Source organism: Ruegeria sp. SCP10 (assembly GCF_040329495.1).
Taxonomy (GTDB): Bacteria; Pseudomonadota; Alphaproteobacteria; order Rhodobacterales; family Rhodobacteraceae; genus Ruegeria.
The window spans coordinates 142254-167804 of the sequence record NZ_JBDZYF010000006.1; the positions used below are offsets into that span (position 1 = coordinate 142254).

Sequence of the window (25551 nt, forward strand, 5' to 3'; positions counted from 1 at the left end):
GGCCGTTACGGTATGCGCGTTAACGGCAGTTTATTTGGCCAAGGGTGTTTTAGGTTATGTCAGTAATTTTGGGTTTGGCAACGATGAACAACAGCGCAGCGGCGTTGTTTGTAGATGGAAAACTGGTTGCCGCGGTTGAAGAAGAGCGTCTGACTCGGGTCAAGAACGACGGTGCTTTTCCCCATCATGCAATCTCGGAAGTGCTTCGGATCGGCGGTTTGAAATTCGCAGATATCGACGAGGTCGCCGTGTATTGGCAGCCCTGGCGCATGGCCGGGCGTGGTATGGGCACGGTCCGCAAGATTCTACAAAGCCCATCGGCGGCAAAAGGCGTGACAACGCGAATCGGCGCGTTGTTCTCGTCAGGCAGTGGCGGAGAAACGCCGCAGGACAGCGGCTGGATGGACCTGTTCAAAATCCGCAAGATTCTGACTTCGGAACACGGGTCTTGTGATTTCAAACTGCATTATATCAATCACCACTTGACCCATCAGTTGTATGCCGAAGCGATGCGCGATTGGGACAGTTTTGTATCGCTGTCTTACGATGGTGGCGGCGAAGAAAGCTCGACCATTGTCACCACGATGCGCCATGGCAAGCGCGAGCAGATCGCCGATCACCGCTGGCCAAATTCTCTGGGTCACTTCTATTCCGCTTTCACCGGCTTTCTGGGCTTTAAGATGCTGGAAGGCGAATACAAGATGATGGGGCTGGCCCCCTATGGCAAACCCATTTACCGCGATGCGATCTTGAAAGAGATCCTGCTGTTAGAAGACAATGGCGGCTACCGGGTGAACACCACGTTGTGCGACTATCACTCGGCGCTGCGCGGTGTGTTTCATCCACGTTTGGAAGAGCTGTTCGGCAAGGCGCGCGAGCCTGGCACAGTCCCGAATGAACGTCATATCGATCTGGCCGCGTCGGTTCAGGCCGCCTTCGAAGATGCGCTGCACCACGTGCTGGAGCCGGTCCGCAAAGCCAATCCTGACCTGCGCAAACTGGTTATCTCGGGTGGCTGCGCGCTGAACGTGACGGCAAATGGCACGTTGATTTCGAACGGGACGTTTGATGAGATCATCATTCCACCCGCACCGCATGATGCCGGTTGCGCCGTTGGTGCTGCTCTGGCCTGTATTCCGCATGATCAGGTCGACATGGCTTCGGTCCGCAATCCCTATCTGGGTGCAGAATGGGATGAGGCGTCGATCACCATGGCGCTGAACGACTATTGCGCGCAGCCTCAAACCGCGCTGCCGCAAGATGCGCTGATCGAAAAGGTCTCGGACCTGCTGGCCGATGGCAAGATTATCGCCTGGTTCCAGGGGCGGGCCGAGTTTGGCCCGAGGGCACTGGGCACCAGGTCGTTCCTGGCCGATCCCCGGCAGGACAGCATCCGCGATGACATCAACGCCAAGATCAAAAAGCGCGAGCATTTCCGACCCTTCGCACCCAGCGTCGCGGAAGAGGCTGCGGCGGACTTTTTTGAGATCGACCAAACCAGCCCTTACATGAACATCGTGGCCCGTGTGCGTGATGATCGGGCAAAAGACATCCCGGCGATCACCCATACGGATCAGACAGCGCGCGTGCATTCGGTTTCGCCAACGGCCAACCCGATCTATCACGCCTTGCTGACGAAGTTCGGTGAAAAGACCGGCGTTCCGGTGCTGCTGAACACCTCGTTCAACATTCAGGAACCGATCGTCTATTCGCCGCTCAACGCGTGCGCGACCTTCGCGGCGTCGGGTGTGGATGCGCTGGTCATCGGGGATTTCGTCGTGCTGCGCGAGGCGTTGAAAGAGGAAAGCCCGAGCAAAGCAGTGGCGTGACCGCGTGTATCTGAGCATTGATTTCGAGGATTTCGCCCACGATCTGAAGCGCGATCTAGGTATCTGGGAAACCGGTCCATTGCGCGCAGAGGCCCTGTGGCAGAGCTATGAACTGATTGATGGCTTTTTACAGGAAAACGGTGGCCCCGACGGACGCAACGCCACCTTTTTCTGCACAGGCGTGGTTGCGGAACATGCCTCGGACCTGATTGCGCATATTGCAGGGCAGGGGCATGAAATCGCCTGCCACTATCACTATCATGACAGTATGAACCAGCAGTCGGCGCAAACCGTCGACGCCATGCTGGCGCGTGCGAAAGATCAATTGCAAACGGCGGCGAATACTCCTGTCAAAGGTTTTCGCGCACCGAAGTTTCATGTGAACCGCGAGACGCCCGAGCAATACCAGTTAATCCAACAGCATTTCGACTATGACAGTTCGTCTTTCTTTGGGTCGTCGGATCAATGTCGGGAATTTGCCCGGACGATGCGGTTGTCAACGCTGCATGTATTGCCGCTGTTTTCCGCGCAATACAGGGGCAGGGGGCCTCAGATACGTCTGGGCGGAACCTATCTGAAACTCGCACCAGATAATGTGGCCAGGGATCTGATTGAGCAGGCTAAAACCAACGGGTTGGCCCCACATATCTATCTGCATCCGTATGAGATATCAGGCCATCAGGCGTTTCGCGTATCACGACAAGAACTGGCTGCCTTGGGGGCAAAAACTGCTGCCTATTGGGGACTTCGGCAAAATCAGTGGCTGCGGTTGGGTGGCAAGCGGGTGTTGCGCAAGATCGCCCGGCTGCTGCCCCCCGAAGGGCTATCTGGTCGCCTGGATCAACTGATCCCCCAATAAAAAAGGGCCGATCACAGGATCGGCCCCATAGTGACAGTTGAACCGAGGGATCAGTTCGAACCGGCATTCAGTTTTTCGTTCTGCTCACGCAGTGTGTCCGAGATGATTGCGTACCATTCACCAGATTGGCGCATCTCATTCAGGCCCTTGTTCATCATCGCGATGTATTCACGAGCAAAGGGGTTCGAGCGGTGTGCCAAGAAGCTCATGGATGACAGCGTGGATACATACGGGTTTTCGACAATGTCCTGCGATGTCAGGCCCATATCTTTCATTGTGGCCGCGAACAGTTCCACCTCGAATGCTGCCACATCGGCTGAACCAGTCAAAACAGCATCCAGACACTCACGCGCAGAATTGGGGTGGATCAGTTCCAGGTTCTTGCTGTTCAGACCAACTTCTTCCAGAACAACCATGCTCCAGCCGGTCATACGGCAGAGGGTCGAACCTTCAAGATCTGCAAAGGTTGTTGCATTGGCGTAGTCGCTTTCTGGAAGCGTGAAAAAACCGCCGACAACATCATATACCGGAACAGTTCCGACGAACTGCGTGCAGCGCGCCTCTGTTGCCTCGGACCATTCATATGTCCGGTTGGTACAATCTGGCAGTGTCCAGGCAATCGAAATATCGAATGCGCCTAGCGGCAAAAGAGTGTCCAAGTGCGATGTCCAGTCATCCACGAAGCTGACCGAATACTCGCGGCTGTTTCCTGCACGCTGCAGGCTGGTGGTTGCCAGACGGGTCATGATGCCGCCGCCACTCAGGCCCTCAGTCGTAAACGGTTCCCAGCCGTTACCCGCGACCATCTTGATCGGCGGGGCATAGACATTCGAGCGTTTTATGCTGGCTGCACGTTGTTCTTCCGCCGCGATAATTTCCTGAGCAGACTGACCGTTCGGCAGGCTACCATCCTCGCAAGGCAGCGCCAGAACCAGGCCCGGCTCAAGATCGTTTGGGTTGCTGATGATGTTGCGGTTCGCGTTGAAGATCGGCTGGTAGTTTGACGAGCCATATGCCGCGATCGCGATGGTCGCCATCGTGTCGCCATCCGAAACGGTATAGTTCGTACAGGCTTGCTGCGCGGCGGCCGCACCCGCGCTCAGTGCAGTGACGGCAGTGGCCGACATCACCACTTTCTTAATATTGAGTTCAAACATGTCCACTTCCTCCAGACTTGTAGGTTTCTTAGGCCGTGCCGGGCCCTATCCATTTTCCATTTGATGTCGCAGAGCGGTCGACACGATATCGCGCCACTCTCCGGATTGCTGCATGATTGCCAGTCCCTGATTTAGCGTCTCGAGGATCGCTTCCCCATCAGGGTTATCTTTATGGGTCATGACGTTAAGCGACTTTACCGCCGCTAGGTTGGGGTTCTCGACAATGCGGTGCTGATATCCTAGACGCGAGATTGCCTCGTCCGCCAGATGGGCCTCGATGGCAACGATATCGGCGCGGCCTTCGATCACGGCGTGAAAGCAGTCATCGGGATCGACCGGGCGCAATAGGGTGATAACCGGTTCATACAGGCTGACAGCATCCAAATGCGATAGCGACCAGCCTTCGGGGCGACAGATCGTCGTCCCAGCAAAATCCACATAGCTCAGTGTTTGTTCATATCCCGAGCCTTCGCGTGCGAAGAATGAATCCACAACCTCGTAGAACGGGTTCGAGAAGTTGTAGGTTTCGCACCGGTTCCGATCGCTTTCAGACAGGGCTTCTGCCTGTTCGCAATTTGGGCGGGACCACGGGAATGTGCCGTCGAATGCCAGCGTCGGCATCAACAGATCCAGATGCGAGGACCAGTCGTTAACGAACTGGATTTTGTAACCCTGTTCAGGCGCAGCGCGCAGCATCGCTGTTTCCACTAGGTGAGTGTATAGCCCGCGGTTTGGCAGCGATTCATCAGTAAAGGGCATGAAACCACCGCCCGTGATCAGCAGAAGCTGCCGGTCGCGGATCTCGGGCCGTTCACCGGTTTGTGCCTGACGGATCAATGCTGCACCTTCGGCGCGCGCAGCTTCAATCTCATCTTTAGCCGCAGCCCTTGCGGCAATCACTGCATCTTCACTGGCTTTTTGGGCTTCGGCTTCAGCAGCGGCCACCCGTGCCTCGGCTTCTGCAATCGCTTTTGCGGCACGTTCTTCTGCCGCTTTTACAAGCTCAGCCGCCATTTCAGTCGCCAGACGCCCTTCTTCGGTGTCCACAAGGACCGAGGTGCGTCCGATATCTTCTAGGCAGGGCATTGTCAGCACATCGCCAACGCGGATGATGTTGGGGTTGGGCCCGATTACATCGCGGTTGGCATCATAGATGACGCGGAAATCCTCGGTCGAATAGACCTGAATAGATAACTCGCGCAGGCTGTCGCCGCGCTGGATTTCATAGGTTGAACACGCTTCTTGCGCCCAAGCCGCGCCAGTGGCAGCGGCAAGTGCAAGGCTTGATATGATAAGGTGCTTTCTCATGGTCTGGTTGCTTTGCCTGTTATGATTTGTTTGGTTTCGCGACCGCGATTGTCAGGTTGTCCTGATCGGGTTTTGCCTTGGCCAAAACGGCTTGTAGCAAGGCATCGGCGATCTCTTGCGCCAATGCGTTTTGGTGTTCAGCTAGCACATCCTGGATTTCGCTGTCCGTAAGGGTCTGCAACCCATCGCTGCCGAGGACAACGATGTCAGCCGCGGATAGGTTCAGCGGCTCTTCGGGGCAGTCGACCTTTGGGATTGCACCGCCCATAACGACCGATGTCAGCTGATTGCGATCCGGATGCGCACGGGCCTGTTCTTCAGTCAGAGTCCCTTGCGCAACTTGTGCGTCAATCGCAGGTGCCATAGAATGATCTTCATTCATCTGCGATAGCGCGCCGTCCCGGAACAGATAAAACGGGCTGTCACCGATCGAAATCCAGTAGACGCGATGGCCCAGCAAGAGCACACCCAGCAGCGTTGAGCCCATGTTAAAGCCCAAGCCCTGTTCTTCGTTGTGGCTGGCAATAGATGCATTGGCCTGCATCGCAGCAAGCGGCAGCGCATCAACAAGTGAGCGTTCTGACAGCGTTTCGACATCCAATTCATCATCCAGCGCATCGCGCCAGGCATTGATCACCAGCTCCGAGGCTACCTCACCCGCCTCGTGACCACCCATACCGTCAGCGACCGCAATATAGCCCGCATCGACTGCATCGAAGGTCCGCGCGGCGACGGCATCTTCCTGCGAGTCGCGCTGACCCTGATTCAGGATCAGGGCGATGTCATATGCCGGAGTCGCCAACATCAGTTACGAATCCCTCCAGTCAAAGCCGTCATCGCAGAAGGCCATGAACCGGATCGAGGTTTCGCTGATGCGGATCAGATCACCGCTGGTCAGGGCGATGGTGCTGAGCACGGGTTTGCCGTTCAGGCGAACGAGGTTCGCCTTGCCACCATGACCCAGATAGCATTTACGATCTTCCGGATCGTAGGCGATCACCGCGTGGTTTTCGCGAGAAATGCCTGTGTCGCCAAAATCAAGCTGGATCGCCTGATCATCATTCCGGCCGATCTGCATCAGCCCTTCGGTCAAGGCTACGCTTGCCCCACGGCCAGGCCCCGCAGTGACGACCAACCAGCCAACTGGGAAGGTTTCCTGTGCGGTTTCCGTCTTGGTGACGGGCTCGGCGGATTCCATCATGTCCTGAACATGGGTATCGGCGCGCTCGAAACCCAAAAAGGTCGTTTTTACACGCGACCGGCGATCCGCGGCGGGTGTCGGTGCAGACTCTGCAACCTCTTCTGCTGGCGCTGCGTCTTCGATTGGCGCTGCTGGAGCCGGTTCTTCGGCCTCTGCGGTGGGTGCTTCGGGCGTCTCATCAATCACTTCCGCACTGTCCTCGGTGCCAAGGCGTAGCGTTACAACCGGAGTGTCTTCGGCAGGGGCTTCGGCGGACAACTCGTCGTTCTGTGTGCCACTCTGATGGTCTTCTTGAAGCGGTTGCTCGACAGGTTCTTCGGCCACGTCCTCAGGCGTTTCAACTGCAGCCTCTTCGGCGAAATCCGGCATCTTTTCTTCCGGCATCAACTCATCCGATTCCTCGTAGGATTCGGATGTCGCGTTGCCGCCAGCCAAAGCTTGGCGCAGTGCGTTGAAATCGGCGATGGGTTCCGCAGTCTCCTCGGTAGGTGCCACGCTTTCGGCAGCGTCTTTTTCTTCTGCTTTGCCCGCGCCTTCTAGAAGCCGGCTCAGAGGGCTTTTGTATTTGAACATGGCGTCGACACCTTCATTTGAACGGCACACAACTTATGCGCCTTGGGACCACAACTTACCTCTGCGCGGTGGGCACATCAGCACTTATCATTTTGGAAAACCACTAGAACTTGTAACTCTCTGCGACGGTCCGGCTCCCGTCAAAATGGCCTTTTCATATGCCATCCTCAGCAAACACAACACTGGCAGATCACTTGGGAACCGGTCTGATCACTCCTGTGCAAGCTGCATCGTTGCAGCTGTTTCGACCCCGCCGCGCAATACAGTGAAGCGCGCAATGGGTTTGTTTTCGGACACAAGCGCAGCAAGCGTTTCATCCAAGCTTTCTGCGGTATTCAGATTTGTTGCGGTTTGGGCTTCGCTCAGCAACACATCTCCGTCGCGTAGATCGCCCGCCGCATCTGAGGGCACGTTGGATACAACGGTTTGCCATCCATCCGCTCCATCGCTGCGCACTGTGAATTCATACCCATTCTGCAACCCGAGGGCACGGATCGCGGGCAGAGCCATCAGGCCATTCTGAACACGGGTTTCACCCCGCAGGCGATACCGTGCAGCGACGCGGATGTATCCGTCGGGATCAACACTGAAGCCGTCCAGAACCTGGCCCGCAAAAGATGCGTCAGAGCGGATTTGATCACCGTTCAGTGTGAACATCGTTGCGCCACGCTGGATCCAGTCACCAATAACCGACATGTCCTGTCCCGGATTTACGGCGGTTACAGCAAACGTGTCTCCGGTAGTCGCACGACGGCGCGAAACCGAGAACGGAATGTCAACATCCCAATGCGCGAAGGCAACCTGATCCTCAGCAAGCACACCCGGAACCGTCGGCTCTGCCGAGACCGAAACTTCGGCTGAAGCTTCAGGCTCAGCGGTCGCCACCTCGGTGTCAGTCGCGTCAGCTGGGGCTGTAACCTCTTCTGCAACGTCGGTATTCGGTTCTGCGGCGGCTGCTTCTGTGGCAGCCGGTTCCGCAGGAACGGAGGTTGCCTGCTCGACAGGCGCCTCTGAAGTCTCTTCCACTGATGGTTCAGCGGTGGTTTCCGGTGCAACAACAGCGGTCTCTGCTGCTTGCGTCTCGGGCTCAGCCACTGAGGTTGTTGCCGTCGTTTCGGGCGCTTTGTCGCCACCGGACATAACGAAATATCCACCCGCGGCAATGGCCAGGACCACAACTGCTACACCTGCAAGCAGTTTGCCGTTGCCGCCCGACCCGCTTTGTACAACGGTATCCACGGCGACCGGAGCGTCTTCCTTTGAGGTAAACTTGGCCAGCTCGTCTTCTTTTTTGTCTTCATTGCCAAGTGCGATATCAGAATTGCCAGCCAGCAGCGCGGTCACGACGGCTTCGGCATTCTCGGTCTCTGCTTTGATCCGCTCTTTTTCTTCTTCTTTGTCCTTGCGATCCATGCCCACGATCACTGAAACCGGGCGATAGGCAAATGTGTCAAACATAACACCTGGACCACGGAACATCCGCAGCCAATCCAGGGCGGTTTGCAAGCGATCCGTCGCGTGGACTTCCATCGCCTTGTCGATCGCTTCCAAAAAGCCTTCGGGATAACCTTCAAACCGACCGGTCAGTGGTTCATAGGGGTCGTCCTGACCATTGTTGAATGCGCTCAGGCGAGACTGGCCGTCGACCGGGCGTTCTCCGCTAATCGCGTGGTAGAGCGTGGCGGCCAGAACGTAGAGGTCACTGCTTGGGTCCTGCTCGGCCCCGCGTACGTAGAATTCATGCGGTGAATACCCGTCTTTGATCACCCGCAGGGTCAACAGGGCAGCGGATTTGTTTGCCGCTTGTTCGCGGGCCGCGCCAAAGTCGATCAGGACGGGATCACCGTTTTCGTCAATCAGGATGTTGTCGGGCGAAATATCCCGGTGCAGCATGCCGCTTTGGTGAATGAACGATACCGCCGACAGCATCTTTTCGGTCACCTGAACGATGAAATCAGGGCCGCTTTCGGTGTCGGGATTTTCCATATAGTCCAGCAGGTCGCATCCGCGGATCAGATCCATTGCGATGTAAGCTGTATCGTTGTCCTCGAAGACCTGATGTACATCGACAATGTTGGGGTGCACAAGGCGGGCATGGTTGCGGGCTTCCTGAATGAACAGGTCAATAATGGCGCGCAGGTCTTCTTTAAGTTCGGGATCGTTTGGCTCAACCAGGTCACCATTGCGGCGGCAGAGGGCACCCGGGAAGCATTCCTTGATAACCACATCCCGCTCAAGGCTATCTCGTGCAAGGTAGGTAATGCCAAACCCACCATTGCTGAGAAAGCGAAGGATTTCGTACTGTCCGCGCAACAGCTTTGCGCCGGGTTCCAATCCTTCGATATGTGGTTCGTCGTGCGATGCACCGACTGCCTGGTTGTGGCTCATTTCAATCCGCCCGTTCTACACATTTTTGCGGTAAAACAACCGGGCAAACCGCCCGAAACTGACAACCCAAAACAACCGCAGGTCACTTGAGAACGGTTAGACGTTTCAAATTAGACTTTATTGGGGCCGCCCGATGGCTTCACTATGGATCGTTTCGGACGTATATCAATATATTGATTTAGTGGACTATAAAGATCAAGATATTGATTTTTAGGATCGTCAATCCAAAGCTTCTCACCCGGATTGGAGCGTTCTGGTCGACGATTCCGAAACTGTTAAGAATCGGATTTGGGCGACAACGAATCGCTGCGATGCAGCTCAATCTTCGCGGGAGTAGCTCAGGTGCCGGTTTTTGTCTGCGCTGTGACAACAGTGCTACCTGCCCAGGCCAGGTTGTCACTCAACTGAGCCAGAATGCTGATGGCATCTTTCAGCGGTGCGTCGCCACTTTCGAATTGCAGCAGCAACAGAAGGTCTGTGGCCTTCTCGAATTCAGCCGGAATCCAGTCGGCCTCGGGGTCGATTTCGCCGCCCTGTTCCAGACGCTCGGCAAAATCCTCGACAATTTCCTGGCAGCTTTGTAGGAACGCCGCCGGTTCCATATCCGCGTTTTCTCGCAGATCCTCATAGATGCTCGCGATTGCGGCAAGCCAGTCTTCGAGGATGGGATTGTTCAACGGGGGTAGAGCCGCGCCCAAGGTCGATTGCATATCGGCGTTTTCTGTTCCGGATGCTTTCGGTTCAGGCTCTTCCAGAGCTTCAAGGAAAGGCAGCAACTCTTGTTGGATATCTTTTCGCGCGGCGTCCAGATCGCTTTGACGACGGCTTGACGCAACTTCCAGCACGTGTTCAGCCAGCGTTTGGCCGCCACAGGTTTCCCACAGAGCAAAATCCGGTTCGGGCTCTTGCGCCATGGCCCGAACAGCCACGGGCGTGCCTATCGGGACAACAGCACGGAACATCCCGTCTTTTTCTTTTTTCAAACGTGCCAGAACACGGTCGATAGCCTCTTCAACAGGCGGCAAGTCTGCATGGGTCACCGCAAGAAGGCTGTTCTGGCGCAGCTCAGCGGGCACTTGCGCCCACAAATGGCGTTCTGTTTCTCGCCAGGCGTTTGTGCCGTTGGTGCACCAGATCGCACAATCCACGAATTTGAGCAGGTCAAGCGTCTGTTTATATGTATCGTCCAGCGCCCCCGATCCAGGCAGATCGAACAGCGAGATTTCTTTGAGCGCTGGAGTATTCAATCCAACCGAGATGAAATCGGGCTCATCAGCGGCTGCCTTTTCCAATGCGATACCCGAGTAGGTCTTGGGCTCTTTGTTCCACCAGCCCACTGTTGTTTCGGGCGTTTCGGCATAAGCAACTATGACCAAAGGTAATTTTAGATGTTGCGGGCCAGTGGGCAGGATGTCTGCACCGGCCAGCATATTGGCAAGGCTGGATTTGCCTGCGCCAAATTCCCCTGCGAAACCGATGTTCACCGCGTTCGAAAGACGTTCGGCATGGGCCAAGGCGCGCGCACGCAGATCCTCCAGCGCGGCGTCCGCCTCCATCTTCTCTGTCGCGGTCAGGAAGCGTTCGAGTTGACGCACTTCCTGCTCGGTCCCTGGAAATTCAATCATTCAGCAGCCTCTGCCAATCTGTCTTCCTGATGTCCGGTGCCGAAGATTGCGCCAAGATCATCACTGATACGGCGTGCGCGGTCGAGCGCGTCCTGTGCTATCGCCTTTGCGTTGGTATCGTCTGTCCCAGCGCGATGCTGCAGATGCCCAGCCAGCAAGGCCAGATAATGATCCAACACGGTGTTCAGCCGCTCCAGCAAATCATCACGCGCAGTGTCGATCAGATCGTCACCCATCAGCTCGAATTCCTGCGTGATCATCCGTTCCGCGCGCGAGACAACGCTGTTGCGCGAGATCAGCCTCGACAACCAGTTTACACGCAGTTCGACCGTGATGCCACGGGTTAGCGCCGTAGTGTCCGGGCGGAACCAGCGCACGGCACTGGTGTTCATGCGATTGTCGACGGGTTCCTGCCAGCCGGGTAGGGCCCGCAACGCCGCGTTGCTTTGCATATCAATTGTGTAAAGTTCGCTCAGAACCCGTTGCCGTACCACTTGTGAGGCACCTTGAACCAGTTCCCGCATGCGATCCCGCAGCGGCGTGAAGTTCAGTTCTGTATCCCCTTTGGCCAGCAAGGGAGACTTTCCTTCAGGACCGCGCACAACAGCCGAGACGGCCTCGGAAACGGTGTCATCCATCACCCCACGCAGATTGGACAAGACCTCGTCCATTTCATGGGTAATAGTCTGTTTCTTCTCGGCAATCAGTGCGCGCAGATCCTCAAGCGTCTGGTCGTTTTTCTCGACGCTGACGGCTGTTTCTTCTGCATCCGCCTCAAGGACGCGCAGATCAGCCTGCGACCGTTCCAGTTCGGCCTGGGCAAAGCTGTTCAGGTGTTGCCAGGCCATGCGCAATTGTTCGTCATGTGGCCCGTCAATCAGGGCTTGCGTTACATGACGGCGCAGGTCAGGCAAGCCTGAGGCGATCATGGCGGCGAACCGCAGCACCGCCTCGCGGCTGATCGGGCCAGGGCCCTGCTTAATTTCTTTCACACCGTCCAGATACTGCCGCATCTGTTCCGGATGAGCGCGCAGCCAGGACAAAACATGGTCGTGATTCACACCTGTTTCATCGCCCGTCAGCGCATAATGCGCCCATTGCGCGCTGCCCATCAGCACGTCAATGTTTGAGTTGCCCAGGGCCTGTTCCAACCCATCCAGAACATCGGCGCGCACTTTTGTCGCGTCTTCTGCGCCATCGCTGAGTTCGTCCACGCGGTTGATGAAAACCACGATCTGCCCAAGTTCAAGCGCTTGCATCAGGCGGAACAGTTTCAGGTCGGCACGAGAAAGCGCCTGATGTGATGACAGAACCACCACAAAGAAATCGGATTCTTTCAGGTACTGACGCGAGATTTCTTCGCGGATCAACAGCGGGTCGTTAACGCCGGGCGTGTCTGTCACTGTCAGTGGGAACGGGAAATGCCCGATATCAAAATATACCTCGGCCTTGCGGGTGATGTCGCTATACAGTCCTCGGTCGCTGCCGGGATCTAACGGGCCATCTTCGGTTGGGTCGTCGCCGGCACAGACGTAACGAGCCAGATCGTCCGAATTCAGCTGTTCCAGGTCGTGATGCTGCCCCAGCAATTGTTCATAACTGTCGCCCAGACGCCGCTGCGCGCGCGTTTTCATCGCCTCGACCTGCTCTTCGATCATCTCGCGCTTATAGCTGTCCTCGTCATCAGGGAACATATTGCGCAACTCTTCACCTTCGGCGATCAGCGACTGCCATTGGTGGTTGTCGAAGAAATGAAACTCTGCCCCTTCGGTCCGCCCCGAAGGATGCCCGAAATGCATGTCGGTGATCACCGTTGTCCACGGGTTCACATCGGATGGCAGGTATTCTGCCTGACCGGTGAAGCCATTGATAAGGCGGGATTTGCCGGCCTTGATCTGCCCGACAAAGGCAATGGATGGTTTCAGATTTGAAAGATCGCCGACAATGCGCGAGATGAACTGACGGGTTTCGTCATTGCTCGTCTCATTCATGTCCTCGGCTATGCGGATTAACTCACGACGATTGGACTCGCTCATACTGGGTATCCTAACAACTCTCTACTCAAACAATTCGGTGGTTTAACAACATAGAAGGCAGTCATTCTTCTGCCTCCTGCAACGTGGTCCACAAGTTGACCACGGCCCCCAGTTTGCGCGCCTCGTGTACAGCGAAGGCGATGTTTTGACCGTCATTTACAACGGCCAGTCCTGCGCCCTTTCCACCGGAAGGGCGCATTACGATCAGTTGGGGCAAGCCCAACCCTGTCTTTGTATCTTTGTCCCAGCCAGCCAGATCGGCTGCAAAGCGAGCCAGCAAATCTTGACTGGGATGCAGTTTGGCATCTGGCGCGCAATCCTCAGCGGCCTGTGCCAAGGTCCCATCCTGTGCAGCAGCCAGAACGCGCCCCTGTGCAAAGCGATCTGCCCCGTCAAAGAACGCTTGTGCCAGCGAAGCATTGGCATCGGTAATTGGCTCGATTTCGGGTGTTTCCGGCGCAGGCTCTTGTGTTTCCGGCACAACTGAAATTGTGGGTTCAGCGGTCAGTTCAATTGCGGCGCATGCGGTTCTGATCTCACGCAGGGTGACACCCACGTCATCCGCTTCAAGCACGTTGTCGGGCTTCAGAGATAGCAGTTCCAGCGGGGCAGGGGCCGAGGCGATATCAGAGACAAGCTGTGCCAGATTGTCGATCAACTCCTCGCGCGGGGCAGTTTCGAAATCCGGGACGGGACCGGATACAACGCGAAACACATCCGTCACGCGTGAGCTGTTCACTTCAAGCGCCAGACAATCCCCATTGGCTGCAGTGAATTCCAGCCGGCGCGGCAATATCGTATTGCGGATCACACTCAGAATCTTGGTTCGACGTAACTCGGGCGTGTCGCCCGCAATCATCACAACCGGAGACAACCGAGCGACTGAATTGCGCCCGATTTCATCAAGCATCTCGAGTATGTCTGTATCCATCATACCGTGACCCTCATTGCTCTGGTTCAGACCGCAGCCGTAATCGACGTAAGGCTAAGGTGTGATTTAGTAAGGACAAGACCCACATTCGCGCTGTTGCGGCAGACATAGCAGACCACGTGATCGGGAAATTCACGCGTGCGCAAAAAAATGTTTAGTCGATCGTTTGAAAACACCGCGATCTCGCCGAACCCGTCGGCGTCAGAGTCTTCGTCCGTCTGACGCAACAATGCTTCGAAGGCGGACACTCCGCGTCCTTGAAAAAGGTTGGCCACTGCGATGGCCAGTTCATCTAGATCGATCGCGTCGTCTGACTCTTTGATGCAGGTTCCCAGCAACATCCCCGTTTCCATGTCGATATACCCGGCTGCAAGGCAGTCGGGTATTGTTTCAATAGCGGCGTTCAACGCATCATGTATCGACATGTAACTAACTGTTTTATTTTGCTAATAACCGGTTATCCGGATCTGGTTTCGATTACAAGACATGCCATTCCATCCCGCTGTTTTCGTTGGATTTAGGGATCGAACGCAACCCTTCGTTGGTCTGTTTTTCACTATGCTCGGAAGATATCTGATCGAATTCCTTGAGGAATGCATGGAACACTCTCATCAACTCGCGCGGGTCATCAGGCAGAACTTCGTTTTTGGTGACTTCAGTCCACATCGCCAAAGCGCTTAGCGAAGTGCCGGGACGATCTTCTGAAAGCGCTTCCAGCTCAACAACTTGCGGCTCGGCGGTTTCTTGAGGGACAGTCGCAGAAGACAGTTCGACCAATCCGTGTGTTTCGGGCTCGGGTTCATACTCATCTGACGCTACCTCGTGTTGCTCAGCCATCAATGCTGCGATGGAAGAGGTCGTTGCCTCGCTTACGTCACCATCGGCTTCCGGCTCTTCAACTTCAGCATCCTCAGATGTTTCTTGCGTCTCATGGAGTGCAGTGCTCAGTGATGTAAGCACATCGTCAGAATGAGGCTCGTCTGTTGAATCTGACGATCCAACCTCAGCATCCGAGACGATAAGGATGTTTTCGACCTCATCATCAGCGTCTTCATCCTCTAGAAGGTCATATTCATCGATCTCAGATGTCCGATCTGAAACGGCATCAAATTCCATTGGATCTTTGGCGGTATCTCGGAAATACGCGCGCAGTTCGTCTTCTTTTGTCTCTGAATCCTGATGGGGGTTTTCAGATTCGGGTGCCATCTCGGCCCGCAAACGATCTGCTTCGGCAGAGTCGATACGGGGGCGCTCGTCTTCATCAGCACGTCTCTCAACGCGCGCTGGACGGACCGGGAAGCTGGTGACCACAGAGGCGTCGCCGTCCGATTCTTCTACGGGATTTACCAGTTTGAGAGGTGCCGGTGTCTCGGCATCTGGTCGGGTCGCAGTGGGGGACTCGGTGTTTCTTGAAGGCCGCAAGGGCTGAACCTTAGGCCCGTCCGAAAGACCTTTGTCGATCTGATACCGAGCAAGTTGATCTGCTCGCCTATCCATGATGTTTTCGGTGATCTCCAGGAAGCTGTCGATCATCTTACCGCCACCGCTGCGCGACCACATCTCGGCATCACCGGTATTGTCGCGGGCCTCAATCGCATCGCGGGCCGAAAACAAGATCGAGCGATTAAACAGATGACCGGCTTCGCGGTTCACGCGACGCAGCACCTTTTGCCGGTCTTTTTGGCCCAGCGCATCAGCTCGGGTGACCAGCAGCAAAGAATTGTGTTGCAGCCGTTCCGGCAAAGAGACCCAGGTTGCACGCTCGGTTTCGCGCCAGGCTTGCGTCGCATGGGTGCACCACAAAACGCCATTGGCCTGACCAACCGCGCGTTGCCAAACATCGGTCGATATTTTCGGATCAGAAATACCCGGTGTATCGATCAGATCGACCGCTTCCAGAATATCGGCTTCCAGAAAAATGCGAATGAACTGAGCATCATTCACACCTACTGTTTCAAGCTGGTCCAAATCGATTAGATCTTTGCTGCCATCATGGCGCTTCACATAGGCTGACTTATTGCCCCAGCTGAACCAGACGGGCGGCAATTGCGTGGCTGTAACCTGCGTTGGCAGCGTGTGGGTGCGCAACAGAAAGTTCATCAGAGTGGATTTCCCGGCGCTGAATTCGCCCATAAGGGCAAAAACGGGCTTCCGGCGTGACCATTGCTCGATACGCTCCCATGCCTTGGGGGAAACGAAACGGTTCTGTGTGTCTTTTGCCATTTTTCTTCTCACGCCGCTTCGTTGCTAAGGTTTTTCAGGATGTCGCCCAGAATCTCGTCGCGCGACTTCTGCAACTGCAGATTCGCCGCCAGAGCGGGGGCCTGTTTGTTGCCATTCTCCGCTGAGGCCGAAATATTCAGCAACGTCTCTTTCTGCTCGCGCATGAAATCGGTCAGCCCGGCTCGGACGTTTTCCAGAACCGCCGCGACCTGATTTTCTTCGATATCCTTGGTGATCGAATTCGCTTCGGATGCGATCAGTCTTGTGTAGTCAGCCGCATAGGCTTCGAAGCCTTTGCGTTTTTGCCACCACCTGCGCCACCAAGTGCTTTGTAGGTCCAGCGCAATGGTGCGTCCGATCCCCAAAGGCGGCGGGACACGCGGGACGATGGGGGCTTCGATGCTGAATTCGCCGAGATGGTTGCCCAACAGCTTATGATAGAGCGCTTCTACATCCGCTGCAGCAGTGGCGTAGAGTGCACCCGCCTCTTTCTTCATCGACCGGGCAAAACTGAAGTAAGCCGCTTTTTGAAGGGTCCGTAAACCCGCCGGATCATAGTGCCAGGTGCCCTCTTCGCCGTTTTCCTCAAGATGAGCAATCAACGAGTCGGTGGCGCGTTTGACAAAGTTTGCCTCGGCTGAATTCAAACGCTCGATCACCTTGTCGCGCAGCGCAGCCGTCAGTTCGGCGGCCTTCTTCTCGTATTCGTCGGAAACAGTCGAAATCGCTTCTTCCGGCGATGCGCCGCCCAGATCGCGGACAACGCCTTCGTTGCCGGACAGGGTTTTGGCAACAGCCGTTGCGCGAATCTGGCTTGCAATGTTGCGTGCACGGTGGCGGACGCGATCCAGCAAACGCGCTCCTGCGCCATCTGCGATCCGTTCGTTCATCGCCAGTAGCAAATCAGGAAGCCCGGACAGCGCCCATATTTTATCTAAAGACGCCGCCTGATCGCCAAAGCCAGCAGCCAGATAGAAGGTGTTTAACACCTTGCGGGATTCATCGGTCAGGATGTCTGGATTACCTGTCAGAGCGGCCTCGGCCCACAGGGCACTGCCAAACACGATGCTGGTATTTGCATCGATATTGTTCTGCTTCAGGGTTTCCTGTATACGGTCGCGTATTTCTGGGACCTGATTGACCGGATCAGCCAATTCATCGATCCGGTTCACGAACAAAACGATCTGCCGGTTTTCGAACTGCGCGATGATCCGCATCAGTGCCATATCCATCGTGGTCAGCGCCTGGCTTGCCGCCAGAACAACGACACAGACCTCGGACCCCCGCAGGCTGCGTAGGGTAATCTGCTCACGCACCATGAAGGTATCGTTCACGCCAGGTGTATCACACAGCTTAAGCGAGATCGGATATTGCGGAATATCCATGTACAGTTCCGCGGATTTCGTCACATCTGCAAAACGGCCGGTTTTGGGGTCGATATCCGGGTCGTCTTCGTCGCCCAGACAGACATAGCGCTGAATCAGCTCTTCATCGAAATAGTCATACTGGTGGCTTTGCCCCAGTATCAGATCGAAATGCTTGCCTAACCGTTCTTCTGATTTGGCTTTCATTTCAGCGACCTGACGGCGGATGTCTTCCATCTCATCATCTGCGCCGGCGCGATTGGCCAATTCACCAAGGCGTCCACCGCCAACCATCAGGTTGTCCCATTCTTCTTGCTCGAAGAAGGTGAACTTGGACCGCGTATCGCCGGGTGTCCGGGTGTTGATGTTCAGCGTGGTCACAACCGAGGTCCACGGGTTCACATCCGAGGGCAACAGGGCAGGGCGAGCGGCCAGGATATTCACCAGCGAGGATTTACCCGCTTTGACCTGTCCAACCATGGTGATGCTTGCAGAAAAGTTCTCGATCCGCGTTTTCAGCGTCGCAAGCCGGGCCGTTGACCGCGCATCGGCCACTTCTGTCAATTGGTCGATCTGAGTCGTTAATGACGACATTGCCGACGTCATCGGGGCAAGCGCCTCGTTTCCGACAGACAAAAGGTGGTCGTTACGCGCCATGTGTTAGCCTCCGGTGCCAGTTGCAGCGATTTGCTGGGCCGGCGAAACGCAGCCTGCGGGCATGTTGGTCAGGGTGTCGATACGGGCGATCAGATCCAGAGCATTACCCAGAATTTCTGCCTCGTCCCGAGGCGAGATGGTTTCATATGCGTGGGAATCAGCCAGCACCTCAATTGCGCTGAAGCGATCACCATTTTCGAGGCAGGCCAAACGCCGGCCAGTTGGAAACCCGTCCGATTTCGCTGCGGGCAGGGGCATACGTGCGTTTGCCAGCAGGTAATGTTCACCCGAGTGGGTGCGAAGAGAGATACCAAAGCCTGTATCAGGATAATCCCGGTTCAAAGACTTCAGCTCACCTATGAAGCTTTCGCGAGCGAAGAAGACGGCCTCTTGCTCGGCAGCGGCGGAGTTGTTCATGCTGGTCACATCAAAGACCCTTGTTACTGGAGTTGAGCGGAAGACTCGTACAGGTGCCAAAACGGCGAAAAAGGACTCATTAACTCCTTGGACCAAGAAGCCCGGCCAAGGCGGTGTTATTTTGACGCGAATAAGATATTTTGGTGCTTGAATTGTGGCGTAAATATGAAGTGGCGCGCATAGGAATGCCTCAACCTTGAGGTGTATGGTTAACAGGTGCGCAGTGTTTTTGGATTTGAAGATAGAGCGAGTGCCGCATTGAACGCTTTTGACAGACAGTTCGTTGCGGTTTTTGAGATCGCGTTAACGCTTTGTATTTGTAGCGCTAGTTCCGGTACTGCTGGTGCTGTTCTGTGAGCGATCTGGATTTTTGCCAATGGCGCAATTGCAGAAAGGGTCGAACTGACAAAGCCAGCTCGACACGTTTTGAACTTCGCAGTCTAACCGATACAACGTAAGCGCGTTTTTCTTGGCGACTGAGAAATCTCTGTCTGATCGAGCGAGTTGGTACCCAAGATCCGGGTTTCGGATCGTGTAAGCCTAAGTCCGACAAATCAGCCTTCCTGAACCCATATGATGTGAGCCGCGACATCCCAAGGCTGGTGTTTTTCTGACGATTCTGCCCAAGGGTATGGAAATCGCGCGGGACCTCTAGATTAAATTCTTGGGTCGGGGTGAATTTTACCTCTCGCGTCCCGGATAAAGCTTTGTTATGGAGCGCTCCAGTCCGGCACATAGGTGTTCGGTTGCGGGTGTGGCGAAATTGGTAGACGCACCAGATTTAGGTTCTGGCGCCGCAAGGCGTGGGGGTTCAAGTCCCTCCACCCGCACCACTGATATTTAACATAATCATCATTATGAGTATTTATACGGCCTCGAGGTTGCCCAGCAGAATGGATGTCATGTCCGCTTCGATCACGCCGTCGATTGCGACAACATCTATTCCCGTATCATAATCAACATTGGACGCGGTGACCCCTGACAAATCTGCGTTAGCGTCGAGAAAAACCCATTTGGCTTCATGCGTGGGCGTCTGCCCAACCGCTACTTGCAAGATCGCCAGTGCGTCCAGTGCGTTGATTGTACCGTCTTGAGTGATGTCCGCAGCGATGAGGTTTTCCGGTGCAGCGGGCCCGAAAGTCGGGTCCAACCCAACCGCGATCCGCAACACTTGCAGTGCGTCAAGTGCAGTGATCTCGGCACTTGCCGTCGAATAGGATTTGGTGACGTCTAGATGTCCGGAGTAAGTCCCCGAGGGCAGGCCGAGATCGAAATTTCCGTCTTCGTCTGCGGTTGTGGTAATCGGGCTGTTTCCGTCAGGTGTGAATTGAATTTCAGCATCCCCTAGGCCCGGATTTCCGGTCTCGGAGCTGATAGAGATATCGCCTTGAATCCCACCTGAGCTGGGTGGTTCGGACACACCAAAATCACTGAAATCAACGGGGATATGGTCGGGCCCGCCAAAGCCTGCGCCAAAGATTTCGGTGTTGGTCAGCGGCCCTCCGGTCGCAGAGGTGATGTGGATGACCTCGTCTCGATAGGTGATATCCGCACCGTCTGCCGTGCTGGTAACGGTCAGCTGGGTCGGCGATCGCAGCAGCAGGTAGTCAAACAGATCAAGCCGGTCTGTTCCCGCCTCAAAATCTGTGATGGTTGTAACACCGCTGCCAGATTGCATCACGAATATATCCGCCCCGGCCCCACCCGTCATCGTGGTGGCCCCCGCCCCTGCAATCAGGATGTCATCCCCTGCCCCGCCCAGCAGGTTTGAGTTCAACACGCCGCCGCTGAGCATGTCATCCAAAGCAGTGCCTGTGACGGTGCCGAAGCCTTCCCGGACATCCCCCAGATCTGCAACGTCGACGGTCAGAAGATTCACCCCTGCATCAATCTGGCTGGTCGCCAAAATCTGCAGCTCATCACCGATTCGGGCCACGCTCAGGTTTTCGACATTTTGCAACCCGCTCAGCAACGTGTCCGCGAAACTGTCCATATGGATCAGTTGTCCGTTTGGGCTCATGGTGAAAAGCGTGATGCCATCATCGCCCCCACCGGCGACCACAAAGACCCGCCCATCGACTTCGATTACCGCGATATCCTGCACGTCTTGGAACCGGGTGTCCAACGTATCCAGCAGGTGATCGGACGGCGAAAGTGTACCATCACTGTTCACCCGCATAACGCTGAGCGAGTTGCTGCCCGATCCGGCCACCACGATCCAGGATTCGCCATACGCCTCGACCGTTTCAACCGCAGTTGGTGTCGAAATGCCAAGGGTTGCGATGGCGTCGCTATTGTCGACCGCGCTGAGCGTCCCGTTCGCCGGATCGATGCGATACACGGTGATGCCATTGCTTATTGCATCTGTTCCAACAATAAACTGCCCGGCATCAGCCTGAATTGCCTGCATCGAATCGGCTGTTCCGGTGATGAGCCCGGCTGGCGACAAGCTGCCGTCACCGTTGACGATGTAGGTTCCGATTTGGCCGGTATCTTCATGCGCGAGCGCCAGATAGTTGGTCGATCCGACAGAAAACTGGGTCACGGCAGACAGATCGCCACCGCCGCTCAACGTTCCGGTTTCCTGCAAATCTCCAACCGTGCCGTCGGTGTGCAGATCATAGCTGACAAGCCCGGTGGCCGTGTTGATATCCAGTACCAGATGATCCGTGCCCGCCAGCGAAACAGGCGTTCCCGTGCCGCCCACCTGAAACATGATCGACCCGCTGTAGTACTGGGTATCCACCAGTTGCGGGATTGCGCCGTCAACCAGCCTCCATACCGCGATGCCCCCGGTTGGGCCGGTCAATGTGTATAGATACGTGTCCCCGTTAAACGTTTTTAAAGCCGTATCGCCGATACCTGAATCGAGCGCCGTGCTCCCCGTTGCGACCAATGTTTCGAATTGCAGCATCATAGTCATCACCCCGCCGCCACCCCTGGCGTTGAGGACAAAGATGATCCGATGCCCAGATCGAAACCTTAGCAAGAATGTGGTGAAAACGAGGAGTTCTGTTTGAGTTTAGTTCAATTTTTTCGGGTCCGATCGCCGACGCAGTCAAAGGGTAAGACAGATGAGCAAAAGCCTAAACGGGGCGGATTGTCCCCCCTCCAAGATCGCGGGCAATACATGTGAGGGTAAGATGACCAAAGCACCTGAGACCAATACGCATCCAGCAGCGGATCAATCGGAAACGGACCGCTCGCGCCGGATTCGCCAGTGGATAGATCGCAAAATGGGCCGCTGGGCCGGGCGTGGTTTGGCAGGTGGGCTGGGGTCATCTCTGTTGGCGCTGCCCGCGTTTGCTCAGGCCACGATTGAAGAGCTGTATGCCTACCAGTTCGCTGAAACCATTCCCGGCGTGCAATCGGCCAAGCTGCTGAAAAATGGAGATGTTCTTCTCAAGATGACCGACGGGCGCAGCATGATTGTTGCCGCCGAGAATATTCAGGTTCTGGACAGCGGCGCCATCATGATTGCCGAAGCGACGGTTGCCGAGATTGCACAGTTCAGCCTGGCTGAAGCAGGCGCTGCTGCAGGCGGTGTCAGTGGGGCCGGTGCGGCCTTGGGCGGTTTGGGTCTGGCGGGGGCTGCCGCTGCTGCTGGTGGCGGTGGTGGGGGCGATGATGCCAGCCCTGCGCCTGCGCCAACACCAGTGCCTCCGCCTGCTCCAAGCCATCCAAGCCTCAACTTGGCTCAGTTGCAGGGAACAACGCTCAGCAATTCGACCATCAATTCCGTCACCCCAGCGGGCACCGACAGTGTCGAGATCACCATTGGATCAGTAGTCAAAACCGTGACCCCGGACTCAGATGGGAATTGGAGTGTCTCTTTGACCCCGTCAGAGGCCAGCGGCGTGCCTCAGGGCGTGACGGACATCACCATTCGACATCTCGATGACATGGGGGATGAGCTGTCGGTTGAAACTGTTACATTCGAAGTCGATACAGTACCCCCGACCCTGGCTATCACCAGCTTCTCGGATGGGGCGGTGATGAACACTGCCGAACAAGCAACAGACTTGATCGTCACGGGAACAACCGATGCCGAAGACGGGCAAACCGTCACCGTATCGCTCAATGGTCAGACCTATACAGGCACTGTCTCGGGCGGCAATTGGAGCGTTACTGTCCCGGCTGCTGATCTTGCCTCATTGCCGGATGGCACAACCATATCGGTTACTGCCGACGTTTCGGATGAGGCCGGCAACCCTGCCCCTCAAACAAGTAGCAGTTTCGATACCGATTTCAGCGCTCCGACCATTTCGTTGGACCCGGTCGCTGGCGGGTCGATCGAACTGATTGATGTCAGCGGCGATTTGATCCTGACCGGCAGCACCAGTGCCGAAGATGGGCAGACCGTTACGGTTACGATGGATGGCCAAACCTTTACCGGCACCGCCTCGGGTGGCAGCTGGAGCGTAACAGTCCCAAACGCTGATCTTTCGGGTCTGACAACCGGGACGCCTGCGGTGATCAGTGTCACCGTTGACGATGCGGCTGGAAACCCGGCGGTCGCTGCGACGGCTTCGGTACCTGTCGATCTGACAGGCCCTTCTATCAGCATCGCACCTCTTACAATAGGTTCGGTACTGAACGCGGCCGAGGCCGGGTCGGATTTGACCATTTCCGGCACAACTGGAAATGTGCAGGACGGTCAAACCGTCACCGTCACGCTCGATGGGCAAACCTACACCGGCACCGTCTCGGGCGGTAGTTGGAGCGTCACTGTTCCAGCCGGTGATCTTGCGGCCCTTGCCGATGGAGGCAGCTTCTCTATCACAGCGGACGTTTCGGATGTTGATGGGCTTGCTGCTCCTCAGGCAGATACGCCCGTTACTAAAGATGCCAGCGCACCCACACTCAGCATCGATAGCTTCTCGGATGGCGCTGTCATGAACGCTGCCGAGCAAGCGACTGATCTGACGATTGCCGGGGCAACGTCGGCTGAGGATGGGCAGGTTGTTACGGTCGAGCTGAATGGTCAAACCTATACCGGAACTGCCAGCGCCGGCGCCTGGAGCGTCACTGTCCCCGCTGGCGATCTGGCAGCATTGTCAGATGCGTCAACCATATCGGTGACAGCTGACGTGTCAGACGCTGCAGGCAACCCGGCCATTCAGGCAACGAACAGCTTTGATACCGATTTCACCGCACCCAGTGTCGCTATTACCACTCTATCGGATGGTGCGGTGATGAATGCGGCTGAACAGGGTACGGATCTGACCATTTCAGGCACTTCAGATGCGCCAGACGGGACGGTTGTAACGGTCGAGATTGCGCGGCCCGATGGAACGGTGGATGTCACTGGAACTGCAACCGTCTCCGGTGGCAACTGGACCCTTACCGCACCATCGTCTGATCTAAGCGGGCTACAGCATGACGTCACATATGATGTCACTGCATCCGTAGCTGACAGCGCAGGCAATAGCGGTCAAACAAATACCAGCTTTGACACCGACTTCTCCGCACCATCCATCACAATTGATGCCTTGCCTGTGGGGGCGGTTCTTGACGTAACCGAACGTGACAGCGACCTTGCAATCTCTGGAACCACAACCGCCGGGGATGGGCAAACCGTATCCGTCACATTCGGCGGGCAGACCTATGTCGCCACTGCCTCAGGTGGAACTTGGACAGCCACGGTCCCGACGTCTGATCTGGCCGCATTGTCAGACATGACCAGCTATCCAATCTCGGCTACGGTTCCGGACAGCGCTGGAAACATTTCACCTGCGGCAACCACTTCGGTCACGACCGATTTCCGGCCCGCGCTGAGCATGCGCGCAATTGGAACGAATGAAGCGATAGCCCTAAGCGATGCGCAAAGCTCTGGCGTGGTTGTCAGTGGCAGCTCAGCGGGTCTTAGTACAGGCCAAGCCGTTGATGTTCTGTTGAACGGCAATTCGGTCGGTACTGCAACTGTTGGCCCGGATGGAACATGGTCGTTGACAGTTTCGGCGTCTGAATTTGCGGGTACCGAAGCGGGTGATGATCTCGACTTCACGGCGCAAGCCAACGTCTCGGGTGGGCCAGATCCGTTGCCTGTCACAACAGAAACAGCAGCCTATGTGCCTGCAGCCTATGTGATTTCCGAGATTGCGCAATCTGGCTCGACCATAACCTTCGCAATCCATGCCGATTCTGATCGGGACATCTCATCTGGTTTGGCCATGACAGCTGAGCTGGAATACGACTCCTCCGTGGTCACGTTCGATGTAAATTCTGACACAGAAAATGGTGAATTCGATCTCTTCTTAGCCAACACCGGACCTGGCGATGTCGTCAGTTTTGCAGGTGCGGCTACTACCTTCACAGACCTGTCCCAACCTTTGGTCACATTCACGATGACTGTACAGGATCCCAACCAGCCCATTGTTTTGACGATCAGGACTCCGGATGGAGGGCCAATGGTGCTGCACTTGGGCACTGATGGTGATGATACGATGGCGGCGTCTGATGTCGATACGCTGATGCGTGGCGGCGAAGGGGATGACACGATTGACCTGAATACAGCCGGGCGCGATGTTGTTGTCTTCGAAGCTGACCCGACAACAAACGGCGTTGATACGATCTCCGGGTTTACACTTGGTCCGGCAACAGACGTGACGGATGCGCTGATGTTCAGCGGGTTGGGTGTCAGCACATTGCGAGGCGACGGAACCGGATTTGAAACCCTGGCGGTTGGTGATGCGTTGGGTCTCGATACGGGCTTTGTCGGGTTGACGACGGTGCTGACCGATCTCACGGCAGCGTCGCTTGAAACGGCCGTCGAAAGCCTCACAGGTGCACAATCTGGCGATGCGCTCTATGTACTGGCGACTGACGGTACAGACAGTGCGTTGATCAGGGTGGATTATTCAGGATCGAGTGACGCGAGTGTTGAAACCGTGGCCATCTTTGACGGGCTCGATGATCTAAGCGCGCTGTCCACCGACAACATTCTGTATACCGATCCTACGGGTGCGACGGCGTAACCCGCC

General features: G+C 56.0%; 16 protein-coding genes and 1 tRNA gene. 4 read left to right on the plus strand and 13 right to left on the minus strand.

The features are described from left to right. Window positions 1–56 precede the first annotated feature (56 nt). Window positions 57–1829 carry a carbamoyltransferase family protein gene (locus ABLN87_RS14385; RefSeq protein ID WP_353011295.1) on the plus strand — a complete coding sequence of 591 codons (1773 nt, stop codon included), beginning with the start codon at window positions 57–59 and terminating at the stop codon, window positions 1827–1829. 4 nt (window positions 1830–1833) lie between these two features. Further along, the gene (locus ABLN87_RS14390; RefSeq protein ID WP_353011297.1) at window positions 1834–2688 is read left to right on the plus strand and encodes a polysaccharide deacetylase family protein; all 855 of its coding nucleotides are present in this window, start codon (window positions 1834–1836) and stop codon (window positions 2686–2688) included. A gap of 50 nt (window positions 2689–2738) precedes the next feature. Here the strand turns inward: ABLN87_RS14390 and ABLN87_RS14395 are convergent, their stop codons facing one another. From ABLN87_RS14395 to ABLN87_RS14450, 12 genes are all read right to left on the minus strand, one after another. Continuing rightward, complete coding sequence (locus ABLN87_RS14395) at window positions 2739–3845, minus strand: transporter substrate-binding domain-containing protein (RefSeq protein ID WP_353011299.1); 1107 nt, start codon at window positions 3843–3845, stop codon at window positions 2739–2741. 45 nt (window positions 3846–3890) lie between these two features. After that, a complete protein-coding gene (locus ABLN87_RS14400; RefSeq protein WP_353011301.1) occupies window positions 3891–5153 on the minus strand; it encodes a transporter substrate-binding domain-containing protein in 1263 nt (420 codons plus the stop codon). A 19-nt stretch (window positions 5154–5172) separates the two neighbouring features. Continuing rightward, complete coding sequence (locus ABLN87_RS14405; protein ID WP_170534935.1) at window positions 5173–5958, minus strand: PP2C family protein-serine/threonine phosphatase; 786 nt, start codon at window positions 5956–5958, stop codon at window positions 5173–5175. Between the two features lie 3 nt (window positions 5959–5961). After that, window positions 5962–6927 carry an FHA domain-containing protein gene (locus ABLN87_RS14410; RefSeq protein ID WP_353011303.1) on the minus strand — a complete coding sequence of 322 codons (966 nt, stop codon included), beginning with the start codon at window positions 6925–6927 and terminating at the stop codon, window positions 5962–5964. A gap of 210 nt (window positions 6928–7137) precedes the next feature. Then, window positions 7138–9315, minus strand: coding sequence for a serine/threonine-protein kinase (locus tag ABLN87_RS14415; protein ID WP_353011305.1), 2178 nt, complete (start codon window positions 9313–9315; stop codon window positions 7138–7140). 338 nt (window positions 9316–9653) lie between these two features. After that, window positions 9654–10940 (minus strand): dynamin family protein, encoded by a 1287-nt coding sequence (locus tag ABLN87_RS14420; protein WP_353011307.1) that lies wholly within the window; start codon window positions 10938–10940, stop codon window positions 9654–9656. Further along, complete coding sequence (locus ABLN87_RS14425) at window positions 10937–12976, minus strand: dynamin family protein (protein ID WP_353011309.1); 2040 nt, start codon at window positions 12974–12976, stop codon at window positions 10937–10939. The genes ABLN87_RS14420 and ABLN87_RS14425 overlap by 4 nt, the downstream gene beginning before the upstream one ends. A 61-nt stretch (window positions 12977–13037) precedes the next feature. Beyond that, entirely contained in the window at window positions 13038–13910 is an 873-nt protein-coding gene (locus ABLN87_RS14430; protein ID WP_353011311.1) for a hypothetical protein, read from the minus strand. A 23-nt stretch (window positions 13911–13933) separates the two neighbouring features. Continuing rightward, a complete protein-coding gene (locus ABLN87_RS14435) occupies window positions 13934–14332 on the minus strand; it encodes a hypothetical protein (protein ID WP_353011313.1) in 399 nt (132 codons plus the stop codon). A gap of 52 nt (window positions 14333–14384) precedes the next feature. Then, window positions 14385–16130, minus strand: coding sequence for a dynamin family protein (locus ABLN87_RS14440; protein ID WP_353011315.1), 1746 nt, complete (start codon window positions 16128–16130; stop codon window positions 14385–14387). A gap of 8 nt (window positions 16131–16138) precedes the next feature. Beyond that, window positions 16139–18151, minus strand: a complete 2013-nt coding sequence (locus ABLN87_RS14445; RefSeq protein ID WP_353011316.1) for a dynamin family protein — start codon at window positions 18149–18151, stop codon at window positions 16139–16141. Between the two features lie 3 nt (window positions 18152–18154). Beyond that, window positions 18155–18568, minus strand: a complete 414-nt coding sequence (locus ABLN87_RS14450; protein ID WP_353011318.1) for a hypothetical protein — start codon at window positions 18566–18568, stop codon at window positions 18155–18157. Between the two features lie 748 nt (window positions 18569–19316). Here ABLN87_RS14450 and ABLN87_RS14455 point away from each other — a divergent pair. Further along, a tRNA-Leu gene (locus tag ABLN87_RS14455) sits at window positions 19317–19401 on the plus strand. Window positions 19402–19433: 32 nt separating this feature from the next. On the opposite strand, the gene ABLN87_RS14460 is transcribed toward ABLN87_RS14455, so the two are convergent. Beyond that, window positions 19434–21485, minus strand: coding sequence for a dockerin type I domain-containing protein (locus ABLN87_RS14460; protein WP_353011320.1), 2052 nt, complete (start codon window positions 21483–21485; stop codon window positions 19434–19436). A 226-nt stretch (window positions 21486–21711) separates the two neighbouring features. Here ABLN87_RS14460 and ABLN87_RS14465 point away from each other — a divergent pair, with 226 nt between their 5' ends. After that, window positions 21712–25545: an Ig-like domain-containing protein gene (locus tag ABLN87_RS14465; protein WP_353011322.1), complete on the plus strand. Its 3834-nt coding sequence runs from the start codon at window positions 21712–21714 to the stop codon at window positions 25543–25545. Window positions 25546–25551: the final 6 nt, after the last annotated feature.

Coding starts and splice junctions, on each gene's coding strand:
- ABLN87_RS14385 (WP_353011295.1), top strand. CDS start 57: ATGTCAGTAATTTTGGGTTTGGCAACGATGAACAACAGCGCAGCGGCG.
- ABLN87_RS14395 (WP_353011299.1), bottom strand. CDS start 3,845: ATGTTTGAACTCAATATTAAGAAAGTGGTGATGTCGGCCACTGCCGTC.
- ABLN87_RS14400 (WP_353011301.1), bottom strand. CDS start 5,153: ATGAGAAAGCACCTTATCATATCAAGCCTTGCACTTGCCGCTGCCACT.
- ABLN87_RS14405 (WP_170534935.1), bottom strand. CDS start 5,958: ATGTTGGCGACTCCGGCATATGACATCGCCCTGATCCTGAATCAGGGT.
- ABLN87_RS14410 (WP_353011303.1), bottom strand. CDS start 6,927: ATGTTCAAATACAAAAGCCCTCTGAGCCGGCTTCTAGAAGGCGCGGGC.
- ABLN87_RS14415 (WP_353011305.1), bottom strand. CDS start 9,315: ATGAGCCACAACCAGGCAGTCGGTGCATCGCACGACGAACCACATATC.
- ABLN87_RS14420 (WP_353011307.1), bottom strand. CDS start 10,940: ATGATTGAATTTCCAGGGACCGAGCAGGAAGTGCGTCAACTCGAACGC.
- ABLN87_RS14425 (WP_353011309.1), bottom strand. CDS start 12,976: ATGAGCGAGTCCAATCGTCGTGAGTTAATCCGCATAGCCGAGGACATG.
- ABLN87_RS14430 (WP_353011311.1), bottom strand. CDS start 13,910: ATGATGGATACAGACATACTCGAGATGCTTGATGAAATCGGGCGCAAT.
- ABLN87_RS14435 (WP_353011313.1), bottom strand. CDS start 14,332: ATGTCGATACATGATGCGTTGAACGCCGCTATTGAAACAATACCCGAC.
- ABLN87_RS14440 (WP_353011315.1), bottom strand. CDS start 16,130: ATGGCAAAAGACACACAGAACCGTTTCGTTTCCCCCAAGGCATGGGAG.
- ABLN87_RS14445 (WP_353011316.1), bottom strand. CDS start 18,151: ATGGCGCGTAACGACCACCTTTTGTCTGTCGGAAACGAGGCGCTTGCC.
- ABLN87_RS14450 (WP_353011318.1), bottom strand. CDS start 18,568: ATGAACAACTCCGCCGCTGCCGAGCAAGAGGCCGTCTTCTTCGCTCGC.
- ABLN87_RS14460 (WP_353011320.1), bottom strand. CDS start 21,485: ATGATGCTGCAATTCGAAACATTGGTCGCAACGGGGAGCACGGCGCTC.
- ABLN87_RS14465 (WP_353011322.1), top strand. CDS start 21,712: ATGACCAAAGCACCTGAGACCAATACGCATCCAGCAGCGGATCAATCG.